The sequence below is a fragment of the Streptomyces sp. NPDC007157 genome, from assembly GCF_040634235.1.
Lineage (GTDB): Bacteria > Actinomycetota > Actinomycetes > Streptomycetales > Streptomycetaceae > Streptomyces.
On sequence record NZ_JBEYFE010000029.1, the window covers coordinates 1 to 17876 of the forward strand.

General features: G+C 71.4%; 12 protein-coding genes. 10 read left to right on the forward strand and 2 right to left on the reverse strand.

All coding sequences use genetic code 11. The features are described 5' to 3' along the window. Positions 1-395 precede the first annotated feature (395 nt). Positions 396-1937: a hypothetical protein gene (locus ABZ642_RS37625; RefSeq protein ID WP_360493104.1), complete on the forward strand. Its 1542-nt coding sequence runs from the start codon at positions 396-398 to the stop codon at positions 1935-1937. A 7-nt stretch (positions 1938-1944) separates the two neighbouring features. Here ABZ642_RS37625 and ABZ642_RS37630 read toward each other — a convergent pair whose 3' ends face one another. After that, positions 1945-3504 (reverse strand): Na+/H+ antiporter, encoded by a 1560-nt coding sequence (locus ABZ642_RS37630; RefSeq protein ID WP_360493399.1) that lies wholly within the window; start codon positions 3502-3504, stop codon positions 1945-1947. A gap of 182 nt (positions 3505-3686) precedes the next feature. On the opposite strand from ABZ642_RS37630, the gene ABZ642_RS37635 reads away from it, so the two are divergent. Together ABZ642_RS37635 and ABZ642_RS37640 are read left to right on the forward strand one after the other, a co-directional pair. Next, the gene (locus ABZ642_RS37635) at positions 3687-6185 is read left to right on the forward strand and encodes an ATP-binding protein (protein WP_360493107.1); all 2499 of its coding nucleotides are present in this window, start codon (positions 3687-3689) and stop codon (positions 6183-6185) included. After that, positions 6182-6970, forward strand: a complete 789-nt coding sequence (locus ABZ642_RS37640) for a DUF4118 domain-containing protein (RefSeq protein ID WP_360493110.1) — start codon at positions 6182-6184, stop codon at positions 6968-6970. The genes ABZ642_RS37635 and ABZ642_RS37640 overlap by 4 nt, the downstream gene beginning before the upstream one ends. 6 nt (positions 6971-6976) lie before the next feature. On the opposite strand, the gene ABZ642_RS37645 is transcribed toward ABZ642_RS37640, so the two are convergent. Then, a complete protein-coding gene (locus ABZ642_RS37645; protein ID WP_360493113.1) occupies positions 6977-7495 on the reverse strand; it encodes a hypothetical protein in 519 nt (172 codons plus the stop codon). 304 nt (positions 7496-7799) lie between these two features. Here ABZ642_RS37645 and ABZ642_RS37650 point away from each other — a divergent pair, with 304 nt between their 5' ends. The 7 genes from ABZ642_RS37650 (at position 7800) to ABZ642_RS37680 (ending at position 17869) form a co-directional block, all read left to right on the forward strand. Then, the gene (locus tag ABZ642_RS37650; protein ID WP_360493116.1) at positions 7800-9641 is read left to right on the forward strand and encodes an APC family permease; all 1842 of its coding nucleotides are present in this window, start codon (positions 7800-7802) and stop codon (positions 9639-9641) included. A 444-nt stretch (positions 9642-10085) separates the two neighbouring features. Next, positions 10086-10175, forward strand: a complete 90-nt coding sequence (gene kdpF, locus ABZ642_RS37655; RefSeq protein ID WP_016434100.1) for a K(+)-transporting ATPase subunit F — start codon at positions 10086-10088, stop codon at positions 10173-10175. Positions 10176-10182: 7 nt separating this feature from the next. Further along, a complete protein-coding gene (kdpA, locus tag ABZ642_RS37660) occupies positions 10183-11847 on the forward strand; it encodes a potassium-transporting ATPase subunit KdpA (RefSeq protein ID WP_360493119.1) in 1665 nt (554 codons plus the stop codon). Between the two features lie 29 nt (positions 11848-11876). Beyond that, positions 11877-13970 carry a potassium-transporting ATPase subunit KdpB gene (gene kdpB / locus ABZ642_RS37665; RefSeq protein ID WP_360493402.1) on the forward strand — a complete coding sequence of 698 codons (2094 nt, stop codon included), beginning with the start codon at positions 11877-11879 and terminating at the stop codon, positions 13968-13970. Positions 13971-13975: 5 nt separating this feature from the next. Then, positions 13976-14644 (forward strand): potassium-transporting ATPase subunit C, encoded by a 669-nt coding sequence (locus tag ABZ642_RS37670; RefSeq protein ID WP_360493122.1) that lies wholly within the window; start codon positions 13976-13978, stop codon positions 14642-14644. After that, complete coding sequence (locus ABZ642_RS37675; RefSeq protein ID WP_360493125.1) at positions 14644-15327, forward strand: response regulator transcription factor; 684 nt, start codon at positions 14644-14646, stop codon at positions 15325-15327. The genes ABZ642_RS37670 and ABZ642_RS37675 overlap by 1 nt, the downstream gene beginning before the upstream one ends. A 1-nt stretch (position 15328) precedes the next feature. Beyond that, complete coding sequence (locus ABZ642_RS37680) at positions 15329-17869, forward strand: sensor histidine kinase KdpD (RefSeq protein WP_360493128.1); 2541 nt, start codon at positions 15329-15331, stop codon at positions 17867-17869. Positions 17870-17876: the final 7 nt, after the last annotated feature.

Consider the following 17876-nt stretch of genomic DNA (forward strand, 5'->3'; position numbering starts at 1 on the left):
CTGCGGCCGCGCGACCTGCCGTACAAGGTCATGTTCCCCGGGCCGACCGGCACCAACGCCGTGGAGTCCGCGCTGAAGCTGGCGCGCAAGGTGAACCTTGGCCGCCGCGGTCCGCATCGGATCCGCGGTCCGGGGCCGTGAGGCCGCTGACGCCCGCTGCCTCCTCGGCCGGCCGACCGTGAATCTATCCCTCGGTGAGTGCCGAACTTGCCTTTTCAGCACGGAATTTGCGGATCTCGTACGGGCCCCGTGAGTACGCCGTCAAGGTCCCGTCAAACCCGCCTCAAGGGTCGTCAGGAGCGCATCAAGGCCGCCCGTTCCCCATCGGATCCGGTCGCAGACTCATCGGCACGGGGGACGGGCGACCGTCCATGGCGGGTACCTGGGAGGGGACCGTGACCATCACGGCCGGCACAGCACACAGACCTCCGAAGGAGGCTGTCGAAGAGCCACGGCAGGCCATGGTCGTCCCGCCGCCCGTACCGGCCCGGGAGCCGCGGAAGCGGCACCCGGGCCGGCGGAGCGTGGCCGCGCGGGCCGCTCTGCGCCGCCGTTTCCGGTCGACCGTGCCGGCCCGGCTGCGCCTTCTGCGCGCGGCCACGGTCCTGCTCGCCGTCGCCCTGGGGATCCTGCTCCTCGTCGCCGGACTGGCCGCGAACGGCACCTGGGACGCCGTGGCCGACCGTGACGCCCCCCGCACCACCAGCGCGGCCGGCCTCGACCTGGCCCTCAACGACATGGACGCCCAGGCCGCCAACATCCTGCTGTCCAGCGGGAACGGCGGGACCGGCGGGCTGGCCACCCCGCACGCCAAGGCCGTCACCCTGTACGGCGACGCCCGCCGCGAGATCGGGCACGACCTGCGCACCCTCGCGGCCGCCGCCCAGGGGGACCGGACCGACGAGAAGACCGTCGAGTCGGTCACCGACGACTTCGCCGAGTACCAGGAACTCATCGGCCGGGCCCTGGAGAACGACCGCCGGGCCGGCGGCAAACCGGACGCGGTCACCGACTACCGCGACGCCACCGACCTGCTGCGCGACAGCCTCCTGCCGGACGCGCGCAGGCTGGTCTCCTCCAACAACGCGGCCTTCGACTCCCACTACGCGGCGGCCCGTTCGGTGCTCTCCGCCCAACTCGTCGCGGTTCTCGCCCTCGGTCTGCTGCTCCTCGCCGTCCTCGGCATCGTGCAGTGGTACCTGGCCCGCCGCTTCCGCCGGAACCTCAACCCCGCCCTGCTGGCCGCCACCGCGTGCGCCCTGGCCGCCGTCGTCCTCGGCACCCAACTCCTCTCCTCCTCGGCCACGCATCTGAAGGTGGCCCGGCACGACGCCTTCGACTCCGTCGTCGCCCTCTCCCGGGCCCGCGCGATCGCCTACGACGCCAACGCCGACGAGAGCCGCTACCTCCTCGACCCGCAGCGCCGCACCCGGTACGCGGACTCCTTCCTCACCAAGTCCCAGGAGCTGTACGGCATCGAGGGCGCCACACTGTCGACGTACGACGCCCGACTCGCGTCCACCTGGCAGGACTACCGCGCCGACGCCACCGACCTGCGCTTCACCGGCGAGTTCCGGCGCGAGCTGGACAACATCACCTTCCCCGGGGAGCGGGCCGCGGCCGAGAAGACGGTCGACGCCTACGCCGTCTACGAGCGCGACGACCGGAGGATCCGCGCACTGCTCGCCGCCGGCGAGGAACGTCAGGCGGTGGAGTTCTGCATGGGCTGGGAGACGGGCACGTCCAACGCGCACTTCGGCGCGTGGATGACCGCACTGGACCAGGTGACCGACATCAACCGCGCCCACTTCACCTCGTCCGTGGCGGCGGGCCGCGCCGAGCTGACCGGCCGGCTTCCCTGGGCCTGCGTGCTGTTGCTGCTGGCCGTTGGGCTGACCGGACTGGGGCTGCGGCCCCGGCTGGCGGAGTTCCGGTGACGGGACGTCACGCGTCCGCCAGCCGAGCCTCCTCCAGGTCCAGGGACCGCTGGAGCCGTCTTCGGGTCGTGTCGCTGATCGTGTGCTCGTCGTACAGCCGCCGCAGCTCCGCGGCCTCCACCGCTATCAGGTCGCGGCGCAGCTGCCGGTAGACCAGGTCGGCCGACTCGACCGTGCTGTCGGTCAGCCGGTCGCGGGCGTCGTCGAGGCGGGCGTTGAGGCCGCGCCGGAGCCGGTCGAGGACCACCTCGGGCACGGCCTCCAGCTCGGACAGTTCCTCCAGGCGCCGGATGCCCGCGTCGGCCAGCCGGCAGCGGGCGGCGGCCTCCTCGCGCTCGGTGTGGTCGGGCTCCAGGGCTATGCCGGACCGGCGTACGACGGAGGCCAGGGAGAAGCCCTGCACGACGAGGGTGACCACGACGACCGAGGTGGTCAGGACCAGGACCAGCGGGCGCTCGGTCAGCGCCGAGCCGTCCTGCGCCGTCACCGGGATCGACAGCGCGGCCGCCAGCGGCACCACGCCCCGGGTGCCGGCCCAGGTCAGCACCACCGGCACCCGCCAGTTCGGCCGCTGGATGCCGCCCTTGCGCTGCACCACCGCGGACAGCGGCGCCAGCCACAGCAGCCGTACCGCGATCAGCGTGCCGGCCACCGCCAGCGCGTACAGCGGCCACGCCCGGTCGCCGTCGGACAGTGCCCGTACCTGGGCGGGCAGCGCCAGCCCTATCAGGCTGAACACCACGCTCTCCAGCAGGAAGACCACCGTGCCGTAGACGGCGTGCAGCTGCAGCCTTATGCGGGCGTTGGTGAGCCGGTCGCCGCGGCCGCCCAGGACGACCCCCGCGACCACCACGGAGGTGACACCGGAGGTGTGGGCCGCCTCCGCGAGGACGTACGCGGCGTACGGCGTGACCAGCGATATCACCGTCTCCAGGACCGGGTCCTCGGTGCGCCGCCTGATCACCGCGACGACACCGGCGACGACGGCGCCGATCAGGGTGCCGCCGCCCGCGAGCAGCAGGAACTCGCCTCCCGCGGCCCCCCAGTTCGCCGCCGCCGAGGCCACCGCGACGCTCACCGCGACCCGGTAGAGAACCAGGGAGGTCGCGTCGTTGAAGAGGCTCTCGGCCTGGACCAGCATCTGCACCTTCGGCGGCAGCGCGAGCCGGCGGCCGAGCGCGGTCACCGCGACCGGGTCGGTGCTGGCCAGGATCGCGCCCAGGACCAGCGCCATCTGCCAGGACAGCGGGGTGACCAGCGAGGCGACGGCACCGACGGCCGCCGCCGAGGCCAGCACCAGGCCGACCGCGAGCACCCCGACCGGCTTCCAGACCGCGCGCAGCTCACGCCAGGAGAGTTCCTCGGCGCTGGCGTAGAGCAGCGGCGGGAGGACGACGAGACCGATGACCTCCGGGCTGATCCGGATCTCCGGGGTGCCCGGCAGCAGGGCCACCGCGAGGCCCGCGACGACGAGGAGGGAGGGGGCGGGAATCCGCCATCGGCGGGCGAAGGTCGCCACCACCGTGGCCAGTACCACGAGTGAAAGAACCGTACCCACACTGCGCATGCCGTCCCCCTGGGGCTGTACAGGAGCCACGTTGACTCCCCGCCGACCAGACTTCCCGGCACACCGCGTTCACCCTATCCGGCCAAGGTCCGTCAAGACAGTGTCAACGTCCTCGTCAGTGGCGCCAGAGACGCGTCAAGACGCCGCTCGCCAGGCCTTGCGGCGCGCTTGTCTTTGAGGTGATGAACGACGTACCGCGCGGACGACTCAAGGTCTACCTCGGTGCCGCCCCAGGGGTCGGCAAGACCTACCGCATGCTCGACGAGGCTCGGCGCCGCGCGTCCCGGGGCGCGGACGTGGCGGTGGGGTTCGTGGAGTTCCACGGGCGCCCCCGGACCGAGGCCATGGTCGACGGCCTGGAGGTCGTGGCACGCCTGCGCTGCGACTACCGGGGCGGCGAGTTCGAGGAGATGGACGTCGCGGCCGTGCTGGCGCGCCGCCCGAAGGTGGCGATCGTCGACGAGTTCGCCCACACCAACATCCCGGGCGGCGGCCGGCACCCCAAACGCTGGCAGGACGTCGAGGACCTGCTCGCGGCCGGCATAGACGTGATCACCGCCGTCAACATCCAGCACCTGGAATCACTCAAGGACGTCGTCGAGAAGATCACCGGGGTGCCGCAGCACGAGACGGTGCCCGACGAGGTCGTCCGGCGGGCCGAGCAGATCGAGTTCGTGGACATCCCGCCGGAGGGTCTGCGCCGTCGCATGGCGCACGGCAACATCTACGCCCCCGAGAAGGTCGACGCGGCCCTCGCCAACTACTTCCGCCCGGGCAACCTCACCGCACTGCGCCAGCTGGCCCTCCTCTGGGTCGCCGACCGTGTCGACGAGGCGCTCCAGTCGTACCGCGCCGAGCACGCCATCGGCGGGGTGTGGGAGACCCGGGAGCGAGTGGTGGTCGCGCTGACCGGCGGTCCGGAGGGCGACACGCTGGTACGACGGGCCGCCCGCATCGCCGACCGGTCGGCGGGCGGCGACCTGCTCGCCGTGCACGTGGCCCGCAGCGACGGACTGGCCGCCGGCGTCTCGCACGCCTCGCTGGCCCGGCAGCGCCGACTGGTCGAGGACCTCGGCGGCAGTTACCACTCGGTGGTCGGCGACGACGTGGCCGCCGCCCTGGTCGAGTTCGCCCGCGCCGAGAACGCCACCCAGCTCGTCCTCGGCACCAGCCGCCGGGGCCGCCTCGAACGGTTCCTCACCGGTCCGGGAACGGGGGAGATCGTCACCGCGCTCTCCGGTGACATCGACGTCCACCGGGTCACCCATGAGCGCGCCGGCCGCGGCACGCTGCTGCCCTCCCGGCGCCGTACCCTCTCCCCCCGCCGGCTGATCGCGGGACCGGTGGCGGGGCTGGTGCTCCCGGTGCTGCTGACCGTCGCCCTCGCCCAGGTCCGCGGCACCGTCAACCTGACCAGCGAGGCCCTGCTCTTCCTGCTCGCGGTGGTCGGTGTGGCCTGCATAGGCGGGGTCACCTCCGCCGTGATCGCCTCCGTCACCGCGTCCCTGCTGCTCAACTACTGGTTCATACCGCCCGTCGGCCAGTTCACCCTCAACGATCCCAACGCCCTGCTGGCGCTCGGGGTGTTCGCGGTCGTGGCCGCCACCGTCGCCGGGGTCGTGGACCGCTCGCTGCGCCTGTCCAGGCGCGCGGCGCGGGCCGCCGCGGAGGCGGAGACCATGTCGTCGCTGGCCGGGAGCATCGTGCGCGGCGGCCAGACCATCCCGGCCCTGCTGGAACGCACCCGCGAGACCTTCGGCATGGATTCCGCCGTGCTCGTCGACGAGCCGCCCGACGGCGCCGACGTCACCACCGTGCCGGCCGGCCCCGGCAACTACCTGGTCCTGCGCGGTCGTACCCCCTCCGCCTCCGAGCGGCGGGTGCTCGGCGCCTTCGCCGCGCACGTCGGCTCGGCGGTGGAGAGGGCCCGGCTCGCGCAGGCCGCGGCCGAGGTCGAACCGGTACGCGCCGCCGACCGGATGCGGACCGCGCTGCTGCGGGCCGTCGGCCACGACCTGCGCACCCCGCTGGCGGCCGGCTGGGCGGCGGTCACCTCGCTGCGCAGCCGCGAGGTGGAGTTCTCCCCGGAGGACCGGGACGAACTCCTCGCCACCGCCGAGGAGTCCATGGCCCGGCTGAGCCGGCTGATCGACAACCTCCTCGACCTCAGCCGCCTGGAGGCCGGCGTCCTCACCCTCAACCTCCGGGCCACCGCCCTGGAGGAGGTGCTCCCGGCGGCCCTCGCGGACACGCCGACGGTCGACGTGCACGGCGAGCCGGAGAACATGCCACCGCTGCTGGCCGACCCGCCGCTGCTGGAGCGTGTGATCGCCAACCTGGTCGGCAACGCGGCCCGCTACAGCCCGCCCGGCAAGCGGGTGCTGGTGACGGCGAGTGCGCTGGCCGGGCGCGCCGAACTCCGGATCATCGACCGGGGCCCCGGCCTGCCCGCGGGCGGCCGCGATCGCCTCTTCGAGCCCTTCCAGCGGCTCGGCGACACCGACAACACCACCGGCCTCGGCCTCGGCCTCGCCCTCGCCCGCGGGCTCACCGAGGCGATGGACGGCACCCTGACCCCGGAGGACACTCCGGGCGGCGGACTGACCATGGTCGTCTCGCTGCCCCTGGCCGACCGGACCCAACCCTCCCTGACACCGCAACGCGTAGGAGGTGCCTCATGAGCAGCACACCCGCCGACGCGGGACACACGACCCTCAGGTGGCCCCTGCCCACCAGGGACGGGGCCGCGCTCGCCGCGGGCCTTGCCCTCCCCTTCCTGGTGGCCCTCGTCCTGGTCCCCTTCCGCACCGGTCTGTCCCACACCAACGCCGCGCTGGTCCTGGTCGTGGCGGTGGTCGCCGTGGCCGCGCTGGGCAGCCGTCTCGCCGGAGCGGTGGCGGCGCTCTCGGCGGCGGCCTGGTTCGACTTCTTCCTGACCAGGCCGTACGAGACGTTCGACATCGGCGCCACCGCCGACATCGAGACAGCCGTGCTGCTGCTCGCCGTCGGTCTGATCGTGGCCCGGCTCGCTGCCTACGCACGCAGGCTGGAGGTCGTCACGGTGACCGACGAGGGCTACCTCGCCCGCATCCACACCACCGCCGACCTGGTCCGGTCCGCCAAGTCCGCCGACGCCGTCGTCGACCACGTGCGCGGCGAACTGACCGGCCTGCTCGGCCTGTCCGGCTGCCGCTTCGAGTACGGCACCCTGCTGGGCCGGCCGGCCCGGCTGGCCAATGACGGCGGGATCACCGTCGGACGGCGGCCCTGGGACCTGGGATGGCGCGGCTGGCCGGAGGGCGAGATCGAGCTGCGCGCGTACGGCAACGGGCACTACCTCGGCCGGTTCATGCTCACGCCCGGCCCGGGTCCGGTGCCGCCGCGGCAGGCCCGGCTGGTCGCGGTGACACTGGCCGACCAGACCGGGGCCGCGCTGGACACGGCGGGGCCGGTACGCGAGGGCTGACCGGGGTCAGTCGAGCCCCGAGGCCTTGAAGACCCCGAGGGCGTCCTCGTGTTCGACGCGTTCGGCGAGGCGGCTCAGCGCGGTCGCGCCGCACAGCAGGGTGCCGGCCGCGGCCGACTTGCGGGCGCCTGCGTCGACGTGACGCCACAGCCTCGGGTTGTCGATCAGGACCTGTGGGTCGATGCGCAGTCGGTCGCCGAACGAGTCCCGCAGCAGCAGCCGGGGAGAGATGCCGTCGAGGCAGCGGACGGAGACCAGGAGGTCCGTGCGGACCCTGCGGGTGCGCAGCAGCCGGCGGGAGGTGAGCCAGCCGTCGCCGGCGCGGACCCTGGCGGGGCACAGAGCGACGAAGAGGAGCAGGGCGAGGGTGGTCCAGAGGGTGCCGCGCCACCAGGTGACCGTCCCCGACCCCCAGTCGATCAGGAGGAGCAGGGCGAGGAGGGCGCCGGCGCAACGGGCCGACGCGTAGACGTCCTTGGACCAGCGGTGGTCCTCGGCGAGGGTGGCTTTGGCGCCGGGATGCATGGGGCGAAGGTAGGGAGTGGGGGAGCGCCGCGTCAGTAGGTCCGGCATGTCCTTGATGGGATTCTGACGGGTCGTGGGTCGCTGCGGAGGCTTGGCGCGCCCACGCGGCGGCAGCCGCACATCGGCCCAGCCCCGCGCCCCTTACGGGGGCCTGACGTCAAGGGCGCGTCAAAGTCGGGCCCTCCCGCGCGAAGAAGGCGCAAGGGATTGGCGGACCTGGCCGGGACGGGACAGAACCTAGTCGAATCGCGCGCGGTACTACCGCGCGCGAAGGCATATCCCGTTCGTTAAGGAGCACCCTCCCATGTCCGTACTGACCGCCGAACCGGGCGCCGTGCCCGCCGGTGAGGAGCCGCCCGATACCGACGAGCGGCACCGGCTCACCGCCGTCACCGGCCTCGCCGCGCTGTCGCTGGACGCCATGGCGTCGGTGGCGTACGGACCGGAGGCCATCGTGCTCGTGCTGGCCGCCGCCGGTGCGCACGGGCTCGGCTTCACGCTGCCGGTCACCCTCGCCATCGCGGCTCTGCTGGCGGTGCTCGTCGCCTCGTACCGGCAGGTCATCGCGGCCTTCCCGGACGGGGGAGGGTCGTACGCCGTGGCCAGGACGCATCTCGGTGCCCGCACCAGTCTCGTGGCCGCCGCGTCCCTGGTGCTCGACTACGTCCTCAACGTCGCCGTCGCCGTGACCGCCGGTGTCGCCGCCCTCACCTCCGCCTTCCCGTCGCTCTACCCGGACCGGCTGTGGATCTGTCTGGCCGTGCTGGTGCTGATCACCGGTGTGAACCTGCGGGGCATCGTGGAGTCGGCCAAGGCGTTCATCGTGCCGACCGTGGTGTTCGTGGGGTCCATCTTCGTGCTGATCGTCGTGGGGCTCTTCCGGTCCGCACCGGCCAGCACCGCCACCGCCGCCGGACATGCCTCGGTGCTCGCCGACAACGCCTCCGGCGTCGGCGCCCTGCTCCTGCTGAAAGCTTTCGCCTCCGGTTGTGCCGCGCTCACCGGTGTCGAGGCCATCGCCAACGCCGTGCCCTCCTTCCGGGCGCCGCGCGTCAGGCGGGCCCAGCACGCGGAGATCGCCCTCGGCGCCGTGCTCGGCGTGATGCTGATCGGGCTGTCGGTGCTGATCTCCCGGTTCCACCTCCAGCCGGTCGCGGGCGTGACCGTCCTCGCGCAGCTCGCCGATGCCTCGCTCGGTCACAACTGGGGCTTCTACGTCATCCAGTTCGCCACGATGATCCTGCTGGCGTTGTCCGCCAACACGTCGTTCGGCGGGCTTCCGGTGCTGCTCAAGCTGCTCGCCCGGGACAACTACCTGCCGCATGTCTTCGCGCTCAAGGCCGACCGGCAGGTGCACCGGCACGGGGTGCTCGCCCTGGCCCTGGTCTCGGCGGCGCTGCTGGTGTTCTCCGGCGGCGACACCAACACGCTGGTGCCGCTGTTCGCCATCGGTGTCTTCGTCGGCTTCACGATCGCCCAGGTGGGCATGGTGAAGCACTGGAGACTGGAGCGCGGGCCCGGCTGGCGGGGGAAGGCCCTGCTCAACGGCTTCGGGGCGGTCCTGACCGGGGCCGCGACCGTCGTCGTCACCGCCAGCAAGTTCGCCGAGGGCGCCTGGCTCGTCGTCGTGATGCTGCCGCTGCTCGTCGCCGCCTTCGGGGCCGTGCATCGCGCCTACCGGCGGATCGGGGAGCGGCTCGGGCTCGGGCGGATCCCGCAGGCGCCGTACCGCGAGCGCTCGGTCGTGATCGTGCCGGTGTCGTCCCTGTCCCGGCTCACCTCCCAGGCGCTGTCCGCGGCCGCCTCCCTCGGCGACGAGGTCCGGGCGGTGACCGTCTGCCATCCCGACCCGGAGGACCGGGCCCAGCTGCACGCCCTGGAGCGCGCCTGGGCCGAGTGGGACCCCGGGGTGCCGCTGGTCCGGCTGAACTGCGCGCGGCGCACGCTGGGCCGTCCCATCGCCGCCTACGTCCGTGAGGTGACCGCGGCTGAGCCGGCCACCCAGGTGACCGTGCTGATCCCGGAGACCGAGCCCGAGCGGCTGTGGCAGCGGCTGCTGCAGAACCAGCGGGGCGCCGTCGTCGCGCACGCCGTGCGCCGGGAGACCGACGCGGTGATCTGCCGGCTGCGGTTCCGCCTCTCCTGACGTCTGTCCTGAGGTCTGCTCTGACGTCTGCCCCTGACATCTGCCCCGACGTCCGTCCTGACGCCTGCCCCGACGTCTACCCCTGACGCCCGCCTCGACGTCCGTCCTGACGCCGTTCCGCCGTGTCCGCAGCTCGCGCTGCCGTGCCGCGTCTGCTGCGCCTGAGGCCTGCGTTCCCCCTGTTCAGGGGGTTTCTGCGGCCGAACGGCGGCTTCCGGTCGCAGGTTGGTCGAGCGGGCGTAAGAGTCCCGTCAAAGGCGTGAACACTGCCGTATGGGACCCGTCAACGGTGGCCGAATCCGGCCAGAAAGACGCTTTCCTCTAACCGTCCGAGTCCGTTCCGAACCTCATCCAGGAGTTCACGATGGCCGATCTGGCCTTCGTCGTCACCGTGCTCGCGGGTTTCGCGCTGGTGGCCCTCGTCGCCAAGGGGGTGACCAAGCTGTGACCGCCGAGAACATCGTCGGCCTCGTCGTGGCCGTCGCCCTGCTGGGCTATCTCGTCCTCGCCCTGATCTTCCCGGAGAGGTTCTGAGACAGACATGGGTCCCGTAACCGCCGCCGTGCTCCAGCTCGCCGCGCTCATAGGCGCGCTGGCGCTCTGCTACGTCCCCTTCGGCAACTACATGGCCACGGTCTACTCCTCCGACAAGCACTGGCGCGTCGAGAAGTGGATCTACAAGGGCATCGGCGCCAACCCCGACACCGAGATGCGCTGGCCCGCCTATCTGCGCGGTGTCCTCGCCTTCTCCGTGGTCGGCGTCCTCTTCCTCTACCTGCTGCAGCGGCTCCAGGGCATCCTGCCCGGCTCGCTCGGCTTCTCCTCGGTCAACCCGGCGCAGTCGTTCAACACGGCCGTCTCCTTCGTGACCAACACGAACTGGCAGTCGTACTACGGCGAGCAGACCATGGGTCACGTCGTGCAGACCGCCGGTCTGGCCGTGCAGAACTTCGTCTCCGCGGCCGTCGGCATCGCCGTCGCCGTGGCGCTGGTGCGCGGGTTCGCGCGCTCGCGCACCGGTGAGATCGGCAACTTCTGGTCCGACCTGGTGCGCGGCACCGTCCGGATCCTGGTGCCGGTCGCCGTGGTCGCCGCGGTGATCCTGGTCGCCTGTGGTGCCATCCAGAACTTCTCCGGCATCCACGAGGTCGGCCAGTTCATGGGCGGCTCGCAGCAGTGGAACGGCGGCGCGGTCGCCTCCCAGGAGGCCATCAAGGAGATCGGTACCAACGGTGGTGGCTACTTCAACGCCAACTCCGCCCACCCCTTCGAGAACCCGACGCCCTTCACCAACCTCTTCGAGATCTTCCTGATCCTGCTGATCCCGTTCGCGCTGACCCGCACCTTCGGTGTGATGGTCGGCTCGGTGCGGCAGGGTTACGCGATCCTCGCCACCATGGGCACCATCTGGCTCGGCTTCACCGCGCTGATGATGTGGACCGAGTTCACCCACCACGGTCCGGCGCTCCAGCTCGCGGGCGGTGCCTACGAGGGCAAGGAGGTCCGCTTCGGCGTCGGCGGCTCGTCGATCTTCGCGGTGGCGACCACGCTCACCTCGACGGGCGCGGTGAACTCCTTCCACTCCTCGTTCACCGGTCTGGGCGGCGGCATCACCCTGCTCAGCATGATGCTGGGCGAGATCGCCCCCGGTGGTACCGGCTCCGGCCTCTACGGCATCCTGATCATGGCGATCATCGCGGTGTTCATCGCCGGTCTGATGGTCGGCCGCACGCCCGAGTACCTGGGCAAGAAGATCGGCGCCCGCGAGATCAAGCTGTCGGCGATCTACATCCTGATCACCCCGGCGCTGGCGCTCGTGTTCGCCGCGGCCTCCATGGCCCTGCCGACCCCGCCGCACTCCATGCTCAACCCGGGAGCGCACGGCTTCTCCGAGGTGCTGTACGCCTTCACCTCGGCGGCCAACAACAACGGCTCGGCCTTCGCCGGCCTGAACGCGAACACCGACTGGTTCAACACCATGACCGGACTCGCGATGCTGTTCGGCCGCTTCCTGCCGATGGTGTTCGTGCTGGCGCTGGCCGGCTCGCTCGCCGAGCAACGGCCCGTCCCGGCCACCGCCGGCACCCTGCGCACCGAGAAGCCGCTCTTCACCGGCCTGCTCGTCGGCGCGATCCTGATCATCACCGGTCTGACCTACTTCCCGGCCCTGGCGCTGGGCCCGCTGGCCGAGGGGCTGGCGTCGTGACCACCCGAACGGAAGCCCACGAGGACAGCATGTCCACACCCACCCTTGCGCCCCACCAGGACGCGCCGACCGGGCACAAGCCCGCCGAAGGCCGCGTCGGCGCGGGCCTGTTCGACCCCAAGCAGCTGATCAGGTCCCTCCCCGAGGCCTGCCGCAAGCTCGACCCGCGGGTCATGATCAAGTCGCCCGTGATGTTCGTGGTGTGGGTCGGCTCGATCCTGACCACGGTCTTCTCCTTCAAGGACCCGGGCGACTGGTTCGGCTGGACCATCAGCGCGTGGCTCTGGCTGACCGTGATCTTCGCCAACCTCGCGGAGGCGGTCGCCGAGGGCCGTGGCAAGGCCCAGGCCGACACCCTGCGCAAGGCCAAGACCGACACCGTCGCCCGGCGACTGGTCGGTGACACCGAGGAGCAGGTGCCCGGCACCGAGCTCAAGATCGGTGACCTGGTGGTCTGCGAGGCCGGCGACATCATCCCGGGTGACGGTGACGTCATCGAGGGTGTCGCGTCGGTCGACGAGTCGGCGATCACCGGTGAGTCGGCCCCGGTCATCCGCGAGTCCGGCGGTGACCGGTCCGCGGTCACGGGCGGTACCAAGGTGCTGTCCGACCGGATCGTCATCAAGATCACGACGAAGCCGGGCGAGACCTTCATCGACCGGATGATCAGCCTCGTCGAGGGCGCGGCCCGGCAGAAGACGCCGAACGAGATCGCGCTGAACATCCTGCTCGCCTCGCTGACGATCGTCTTCCTGCTGGCCGTCGCCACCCTTCCGCCCTTCGCGGACTACGCGGGCACCCACCTGACGATGGTCGTGCTGGTCGCCCTGCTGGTCTGTCTCATCCCGACCACCATCGGCGCGCTGCTCTCCGCGATCGGCATCGCCGGCATGGACCGGCTGGTGCAGCGCAACGTGCTCGCCATGTCCGGCCGCGCGGTCGAGGCCGCCGGTGACGTCTCCACCCTGCTGCTCGACAAGACCGGCACCATCACCCTCGGCAACCGCCAGGCCTCCGAGTTCCTGCCGGTGCGCGGGGCCACCGAGGCCGAGGTGGCCGACGCGGCCCAGCTGTCGTCGCTGGCCGACGAGACCCCCGAGGGCCGCTCCATCGTCGTCCTGGCGAAGGAGAAGTACGGGCTGCGCGAGCGGCACCAGGGCGAGCTGGCGCAGGCCGAGTGGATCGCCTTCACCGCCCAGACCCGGATGTCGGGTGTGGACGTCGACGGCAGGAAGATCCGCAAGGGCGCGGCCGGTTCGGTCATCGCCTGGGTCCGCGAGCAGGGCGGCACCGTCGCCGAGGACGCCGACACGCTCGCCAACCGCATCTCCGAGGCCGGCGGCACCCCGCTCCTGGTCGCGGTCGAGGACGCCGAGGGCGCCCGCATCCTGGGCGTCATCCACCTCAAGGACGTCGTCAAGGACGGCATGCGCGAGCGGTTCGAGGAACTGCGCCGCATGGGCATCAAGACCGTCATGATCACGGGTGACAACCCGCTGACCGCCAAGGCGATCGCCGACGAGGCGGGTGTCGACGACTTCCTCGCCGAGGCCACTCCCGAGGACAAGATGGCCCTCATCAAGCGGGAGCAGGCGGGCGGCAAGCTGGTCGCGATGACCGGTGACGGCACCAACGACGCGCCGGCGCTCGCGCAGGCGGACGTCGGCGTGGCGATGAACACGGGTACGTCGGCCGCGAAGGAGGCCGGCAACATGGTCGACCTCGACTCCAACCCGACCAAGCTCATCGAGATCGTCGAGATCGGCAAGCAGCTGCTGATCACGCGCGGTGCGCTGACCACGTTCTCCATCGCCAACGACGTCGCGAAGTACTTCGCGATCATCCCGGCCATGTTCGCCGTGGTCTACCCGGGCCTGGACAAGCTCAACATCATGGACCTGTCCTCGCCCAGCTCCGCGATCCTGTCCGCGGTCATCTTCAACGCGCTGATCATCATCGCGCTGGTCCCGCTCTCGCTGCGAGGCGTCCAGTACAAGCCGGTCAGCGCCGACAAGATGCTCCGCCGCAACCTCGGGATCTACGGCCTCGGCGGCCTGATCGCGCCCTTCATCGGCATCAAGATCATCGACCTGCTCATCTCCCTCATCCCCGGAATCGGCTGAAGGCCATGAACAACTCCGTAAGCAACACAGCCCGGTTGCTCTGGGCGGGCCTGCGCGCCCTCCTCGTGCTGACCCTGGTGACGGGCGTGATCTACCCGCTGGTCGTCACCGGCATCGCCCAGGCCGCGTTCAGCAGCAAGGCGAACGGCTCCGAGGTCAAGGCGGACGGCAAGGTCGTCGGCTCGTCCCTGATCGGGCAGTCGTACAACCTGCCGCTGAAGAAGGGTCAGGAGACCCCGGACGCGGCCCTGCAGTGGTTCCAGGGCCGCCCGGCCAACGGGCTCGGCAGCAACAGCATCAACACCAAGTACACGTTGATCCTTTCGGGTGCGACCAACCTCGCCGCCGACAACAAGGTGCTGATCCAGCAGGTGAAGGACGCCAAGGCCGCAGTGGTCAAGGACAACTCGGTGCCCGGCTACACGGTCACGCCCGCCCAGGTGCCGGCCGACGCCGTCACCTCCTCGGGCTCCGGCCTGGACCCGGACATCTCCCCGGCCTACGCCGAGCTCCAGGTCCACCGGGTCGCGGCGAAGAACCACCTCTCCGCCGCCCAGGTGGAGAAGCTGGTGAAGGACCACACCGACGGCCGCACCCTTGGCTTCATCGGTGAGCCCCGGGTGAACGTCCTCGAGCTCAACATCGCGCTGAAGGAACTGATCAAGGGCAACTGATGACCCGAGTGCTGGTCGTGGAAGACGACCCCCAGCTCGTACGGGCACTCGTGATCAATATGCAGGCACGCCAGTACGGAGTGGACGCGGCGCCCGACGGCGCCACGGCCCTCCGGCTGGCGGCCGCGCGTCAGCCGGACGTGGTGATGCTCGACCTCGGACTGCCCGACATGGACGGGGTCGACGTCATCAAGGCGCTGCGCGGCTGGACCCGTGTACCGATCCTGGTGCTGTCGGCACGGCAGGCCTCCGACGAGAAGGTCGCCGCGCTGGACGCGGGCGCCGACGACTACATCACCAAGCCGTTCAGCATGGACGAACTCCTCGCCCGGCTGCGGGCGGCGGTCCGTCGTACCGAGGACGTGCCGCTCGCCCCCGAGACCACCCTGGTGGAGACGGACGACTTCACCATCGACCTGCTCGCCAAGAAGGCCGTACGCGCCGGCCGCGACGTACGGCTCACCCCCACCGAGTGGCATCTGCTGGAGATCCTGGTCACCAACCCCGGCCGGCTCGTCACGCAGAAGCACCTGCTGCTCGAGGTGTGGGGGGTCACCCAGAGCAACAAGACCAACTACCTTCGGGTCTACATGGCCCAGCTCCGTCGCAAGCTCGAGGCGGATCCGTCCCACCCCCGATACCTGATCACCGAGCCCGGCATGGGCTACCGCTTCGAAGGATGACATGGCACGCGGCAGGCTTCGGATCTACCTCGGCGCGGCACCCGGCGTGGGCAAGACCTACGCCATGCTCTCCGAGGCCCACCGCAGGATCGAGCGCGGCACCGACTGCGTGGTCGCGTTCGTCGAGCACCACGACCGGCCGCGCACCGAGGTCATGCTGCACGGCCTGGAGGAGATCCCGCGCAGGGAACTGGAGTACCGGGGCGCGGTGTTCACGGAGATGGACGTCGACGCCGTGCTCGCGCGCCACCCCCAGGTCGCCCTCGTCGACGAACTCCCGCACACCAACATCCCCGGCTCCCGCAACGCCAAGCGCTGGCAGGACGTCGAGGAACTGCTGGCCGCCGGGATCGATGTCGTCTCCACGGTGAACATCCAGCATCTGGAATCGCTCGGCGACGTCGTGGAGTCCATCACCGGGGTACGGCAGCAGGAGACCGTCCCCGACGAAGTGGTGCGCCGCGCCGACCAGATCGAGCTGGTCGACATGTCCCCGCAGGCCCTGCGCCGCCGGATGGCGCACGGCAACATCTACCAGCCGGACAAGGTCGACGCGGCCCTGTCCAACTACTTCCGGCCCGGCAACCTCACGGCCCTGCGCGAACTCGCCCTGCTCTGGGTCGCGGACCGGGTCGACGAGTACCTGAACGAGTACCGCAGCGAGCACCAGGTCTCGAAGATCTGGGGCTCACGGGAGCGGATCGTGGTCGGCCTGACCGGCGGCCCGGAAGGGCGCACCCTCATCCGGCGGGCCGCACGGCTGGCCGAGAAGGGCGCCGGCGGCGAGGTGCTGGCCGTCTACATATCGCGCAGCGACGGGCTCACCTCGGCCTCCCCGAAGGAACTCGCCGTCCAGCGCACCCTCGTCGAGGACCTCGGCGGCACCTTCCACCATGTCGTCGGCGAAGACGTCCCGGTCGCCCTGCTCGACTTCGCGCGCGGGGTCAACGCCACCCAGATCGTCCTCGGCGTCTCCCGGCGCAGGAGCTGGCAGTACGTCTTCGGGCCGGGCGTCGGCGCCACGGTCGCCCGGGAGTCGGGGCCCGATCTCGACGTCCACCTCATCACGCACGCCGAGGCCGGCAAGGGGCGGCTCCCGCTGGGGCGTTCGGCGCGGCTCGGCCGGTCCCGGATCATCTGGGGCTGGCTGACCGGCGTGCTCGGGCCGGTCCTGCTGACCTGGCTGCTGACCGGTGCCGCACCGGAGGTGGGCCTGGCCAACGACATGCTGCTGTACCTCGCCCTGACGGTCGCCGCGGCCCTGCTCGGCGGGCTGTTCCCGGCGCTCGCCTCGGCGGCGGTCGGATCCCTGCTGCTCAACTGGTTCTTCACCCCGCCCGTGCACACCCTCACGATCGCCGACCCCAAGAACATCGTCGCCATAGCGATCTTCGTCGGGGTCGCGGTGTCGGTGGCGTCGGTGGTGGATCTGGCGGCCCGGCGCACCCAGCAGGCGACCCGGCTGCGCGCCGAGTCGGAGATCCTCTCCTTCCTCGCCGGCAACGTGCTGCGCGGCGAGACCAGCCTGGAGGCGCTCCTGGAGCGGGTGCGGGAGACCTTCGGCATGGAGTCGGTGGCGCTGCTGGAGCGGGCGGACGACGTGACACCGTGGACCTGCGCCGGCAGCGTCGGGCCGCAGCCCTGCCGGACACCGGAGAACGCGGACGTCGACATGCCGGTCGGCGACCATATGACGCTCGCCCTGTCCGGACGGGTGCTGCCGGCCTCCGACCGGCGCGTGCTGGCCGCGTTCGCCGCCCAGGCGGCCGTCGTGCTCGACCGGCAGCGACTCCGGCAGGAGGCGGACCAGGCCAAGGAACTGGCGGAGGGCAACCGGATCCGTACGGCGCTGCTGGCCGCTGTCAGTCACGATCTGCGCACCCCGCTGGCCGGCATCAAGGCCTCGGTGTCGTCGCTGCGTTCGGACGACGTGGAGTGGTCCGAGGAGGACCGGGCGGAGCTCCTGGAGGCGATAGAGGCGGGCGCCGACCGGCTGGACCTCCTGGTGGGCAACCTGCTCGACATGTCGCGCCTGCAGACCGGCACCGTCACGCCCATCGTGCGCGAGACCGACCTGGACGAGGTGGTGCCGATGGCACTCGGCGGGGTCCCCGAGGACAGCGTCGAGCTGGACATCCCGGAGACGCTGCCCATGGTCCACGTCGACAAGGGGCTGCTGGAGCGGGTCGTGGCCAACGTGGTCGAGAACGCCGTCAAGTACAGCCCCGCGGACACCCCCGTGCTGGTGAAGGCCAGTTCCATCGCCGACCGGGTGGAGGTGCGGGTCGTGGACCGTGGGCCGGGCGTCCCGGACGAGGCCAAGGAGCGCATCTTCGAGCCGTTCCAGCGGTACGGCGACTCGCCGCGCGGCGCCGGGGTCGGTCTCGGCCTGGCCGTGGCCCGGGGGTTCGCCGAGGCGATGGGCGGCACTCTCACGGCCGAGGACACGCCGGGCGGGGGGCTCACGATGGTGCTGAGCCTGCCGCCGGCACCCGGGCGGAGACCGGGTCGGCCGGATCTCTCGGCCGCGGTGACGTCGTAAGACACGC

Coding starts and splice junctions, on each gene's coding strand:
- ABZ642_RS37630 (WP_360493399.1), bottom strand. CDS start 3,504: ATGCGCAGTGTGGGTACGGTTCTTTCACTCGTGGTACTGGCCACGGTG.
- ABZ642_RS37635 (WP_360493107.1), top strand. CDS start 3,687: ATGAACGACGTACCGCGCGGACGACTCAAGGTCTACCTCGGTGCCGCC.
- ABZ642_RS37640 (WP_360493110.1), top strand. CDS start 6,182: ATGAGCAGCACACCCGCCGACGCGGGACACACGACCCTCAGGTGGCCC.
- ABZ642_RS37645 (WP_360493113.1), bottom strand. CDS start 7,495: ATGCATCCCGGCGCCAAAGCCACCCTCGCCGAGGACCACCGCTGGTCC.
- ABZ642_RS37650 (WP_360493116.1), top strand. CDS start 7,800: ATGTCCGTACTGACCGCCGAACCGGGCGCCGTGCCCGCCGGTGAGGAG.
- kdpA (WP_360493119.1), top strand. CDS start 10,183: ATGGGTCCCGTAACCGCCGCCGTGCTCCAGCTCGCCGCGCTCATAGGC.
- kdpB (WP_360493402.1), top strand. CDS start 11,877: ATGTCCACACCCACCCTTGCGCCCCACCAGGACGCGCCGACCGGGCAC.
- ABZ642_RS37670 (WP_360493122.1), top strand. CDS start 13,976: ATGAACAACTCCGTAAGCAACACAGCCCGGTTGCTCTGGGCGGGCCTG.
- ABZ642_RS37675 (WP_360493125.1), top strand. CDS start 14,644: ATGACCCGAGTGCTGGTCGTGGAAGACGACCCCCAGCTCGTACGGGCA.
- ABZ642_RS37680 (WP_360493128.1), top strand. CDS start 15,329: ATGGCACGCGGCAGGCTTCGGATCTACCTCGGCGCGGCACCCGGCGTG.